This window comes from Polaromonas sp. P1_G2 (assembly GCF_056405515.1).
On record NZ_JBFUBY010000450.1, the window covers coordinates 1 to 3,561 of the forward strand.

At 66.4% G+C, this 3,561-nt stretch carries 2 protein-coding genes and 1 pseudogene; all 3 read right to left on the reverse strand.

Annotation, left to right across the window (positions count from 1 at the left end; translation table 11 throughout):
- Positions 1-833 (reverse strand): TolC family protein (locus tag AC1D0P_RS25025; protein WP_477679206.1); only part of this gene is annotated, 833 nt, incomplete at its 3' end.
- A 211-nt stretch (positions 834-1,044) separates the two neighbouring features.
- Positions 1,045-2,837, reverse strand: a pseudogene (locus AC1D0P_RS25030) (ABC transporter ATP-binding protein).
- A gap of 117 nt (positions 2,838-2,954) precedes the next feature.
- On the reverse strand, positions 2,955-3,561 hold a 607-nt coding region (gene serB, locus AC1D0P_RS25035; protein ID WP_477679207.1), incomplete at its 5' end, for a phosphoserine phosphatase SerB.

Here is a 3,561-nt window from a genome sequence, read left to right on the forward strand (position 1 = left end):
GTCAGGTCCAGGGTCGGCGAATGCGCCGCCTGGCTTTTGGCGATCTCGCGGTCGGCGACTTCCAGTGTGGCCTGGGCGATGCGCACCTGGATGGATTGTTCGCGGGCGCTGTCCAGCCAGGGCTGGGCGCCTTCGGGCTGGATCCGCGGCAGAGGGCTGTCAGCGCGCAAAGCCGCCAGGCGGGCATGGGAAATCCCCAGGATGCGCGTCAGTTCGGCCAGCTTGTTCTGCAGTTCGTTGCCCGCCACCACCGCCTGGGCGCGAGACAGGTCCAGCCGCGACTGGGCCTCGTATACATCGGTCACGGTGCCGGTTCCGCCTTCGAAAGTGCGCCGGGCCAGGCTGCGTTGCTGCTCCATGGCGCCTGTCTGCAGGTGGGCCACCTGCTCGGCTTCCTGGGCCACCAGCACGTCAAGGTAGGCCTGCGCAGTGCGCAGGATCAGGTCCTGCTCGGCCAGACGGAACTGCGCCTCGGCCAGCAACTCCTGCTGCCCCACCTGGTCCAGGGCCGCCCGGCTGGTCGCGCGCCACAGGGGCTGGGTCAGCTGCAGGTTCCAGCTGCGGTTGTGCACGTCGCGCGCCACCGGCGCCAGTTCATTGAAAGAGGCCTGCCCGGCCTGGCGGCTGGCGGCGCCGACCAGGCTGACCGCGGGCAGCAGGGCGGCGCGCGCCTGGGGCAGCCGTTCGCGTGCGGCCTGCAGCGCATAGACGGCGCCCCGGTAAACAGGATCGCGTGCCTGGGCCTGGCGGTATACCTCCAGCAGGTCGGCGGCCGGCGCGTTGAAGGCCGCGAACAACAGCGGCAGGCCGGCCAGCCACAAGCTGCCGCGCACGGCATTTGGCGGCCTCCGCTTGTTCGATGTTTTACGTTTGAAGTGCGCCGGATGCACCGGCTCAGGTTCGGGGTGATGCACCTCGACCTCCCTGCAGTAGTGTTCAAATTTGAACCATACGGGAGGCCATGGGCGCTTCTCGGGTCAATTGTCCGCAGCCGGACTTTCATTGCGGGAAATACCCGCCCGGAACGCGATCGTGTGCCGCAGCTCAGGCCGCCAGTTCCGCTTCTTCCTCGAGGTTGTCGCTCAGGAAGCCGCCGCTCTGGTGCGCCCAGAGGCGCGCGTACAGGCCGCCGTTGGCCAGCAGCGTGCGGTGGTCGCCTTCCTCGACGATGCGGCCCTGGTCCAGCACGATGAGGCGGTCCATGGCGGCGATGGTCGAGAGGCGGTGGGCAATCGCAATCACCGTCTTGCCCTGCATCAGCGTGTTCAGGCTGCTTTGGATCGCAACTTCGACTTCAGAGTCGAGTGCGCTGGTGGCTTCGTCCAGCAGCAGGATCGGGGCGTCTTTGAGCATCACACGCGCGATCGCGATGCGCTGGCGCTGTCCGCCGGAAAGCTTCACGCCGCGTTCGCCCACGTGGGCGTCATAGCCGTGGCGGTTATGCGGGTCGGTCAGGTCGGCGATGAAGCCGTCGGCTTCGGCGCGCCGCGCGGCCATGCGCATGTCTTCGTCGCTGGCGCCGGGACGGCTGTAGGTAATGTTGTCGCGCACCGAGCGGTGCAGCAGCGAGGTGTCCTGCGTCACCATGCCGATGTGGCCGCGCAGGCTGTCCTGCGTCACGGTGGCGATGTCCTGGCCGTCGATCAGGATGCGGCCGCCGTCGAGGTCATAAAACCGCAGCAACAGGTTGACCAGCGTCGATTTGCCGGCGCCAGAGCGGCCGATCAGGCCGATCTTTTCGCCCGGCCTGACGGTCAGCGTCAGCTGGTCGATCACCGGCTTGTTTTTTCCGTAGCTGAAGTTCACGGCTTCAAAGCGCACTTCGCCGCGCGGCACGTCCAGCGCGGCCGCACCGGGCGCGTCCACGATGGTGTGAGGCCGCGACAGCGTATTGATGCCGTCCTGCACGGTGCCCACGCTTTCAAAGAGGCTGGTGGTCTCCCACATGATCCAGTGCGACATGCCCTGCAGGCGCAGCGCCATGGCGGTGGCCGCGGCCACCGCGCCCGCGCCGACCTGGCCCAGGTGCCAGAGCCACAGCGAGGTGCCGGCCATGCCGAGAATCAGGCCCATGCTGAGCGCGTGGTTAACGATCTCGAAGGCGCTGACGAGGCGCATCTGGCTATAGCCGGTCTTCATGAACTCGCTCATGGCGTCGCGGGGGGGGGGGCCGTCATCAGCGAGCGGGCGTCGGCCTGCAGTTTGCCGATGCGGCCCAGCCGTGGCACGAAGTAATAAAGGCTTGCGATGTAGAGCGCCAGCCAGACCAGGAAGGGCGCCACCAGTTTCATGTCGAAGGCAGCGGCAAGCACCGTCATGGTGGCGATGTAGACCCCCATGGCGACCAGCACGTCGGCCAGCACGAAGAGCGTGTCGCGCACGGCCAGCGCGGTCTGCATGACCTTGGTGGTCAGCCGGCCGGCGAACTCATCCTGGTAGAAGGACATGCTTTGCCCCAGCATCAGGCGGTGAAAATTCCAGCGCAACCGCATCGGGAAGTTGATGGCCAGCGTCTGGTGCTTCACGGTGGTCTGCAGCGCCACAGCCGCGATGCTGCCCACAACGATGAGCGCGAGCCAGGTCAGCGCGGTGCCGTGCTCTGCCCACAGATTGGCGGGCGCGGTTGCGCCCAACCAGTCGACGATGCGGCCCAGCATGGCGAACAGCAGCGCCTCGAAAATCGCCAGCACCGCCGAGAGCAGCGCCAGCTGCAGGATGTAGCCGCGCGCGCCTTCGGTGCAGGCCCACAGAAAGGCCATGAAACCCTTGGGCGGCAGGGAGGGATCGGCTTCGGGATAGGCGGGAAGCTGGCTTTCGAATCGCTTGAAAAAAACCATGGATGTCGCTTGTCTTTGGATGCAGGTTCCTGCTTATAAGGCCTTATGGCTGCGGGATCGTTGACTTATTCTGGAGGGATTGATGCGCCGCAGGAGATGTGGCCGTGTGTGGGCGCCTCAACTGAAAAGCTCCAGCAGGCGGTCCAGGCCCCCCTCGTTGATGGCCACCATGGCCTGCTCGCGCACGCGCGGCTTGGCATGGTAGGCCACCGAGAGGCCGGCCACACCCATCATGGGAAGGTCGTTGGCACCGTCGCCCATGGCAATCGCCTGCAGCGGGTTGATGCCCAGCTTGCCGCAGGTCTCCAGCAGCATCCTGCGCTTCTCCTCGCCGTCGCAGATGTCGCCCCAGGGCTGGTCCACCATGCGGCCGGTGAGAAAGCCGTCCTCGACTTCCAGCACGTTGGAGCGCGTGTAGTCGATGCCGAGCTCGTCGCGCACGCGGTCGGTGAAGAAAGTAAAGCCACCGCTGACCAACAGCACCTTCATGCCGGCTTCCTTGCAAGCGTGCACCAGTTCGGCGGCGCCGGGGTTGAGCTTGAGGCGCTCGTGGTAGACCTGGTCCATGCTGGCGACGCCGACTCCCTTGAGCAAGGCCACGCGCTGGCGCAGGCTCTCCTTGTAGTCGGCGATCTCGCCGCGCATGGCCGCCTCGGTGATGGCCGCCACCTCAGCCTTGCGGCCGGCGGCATCGGCGATTTCATCGACGCACTCGATGTTGATG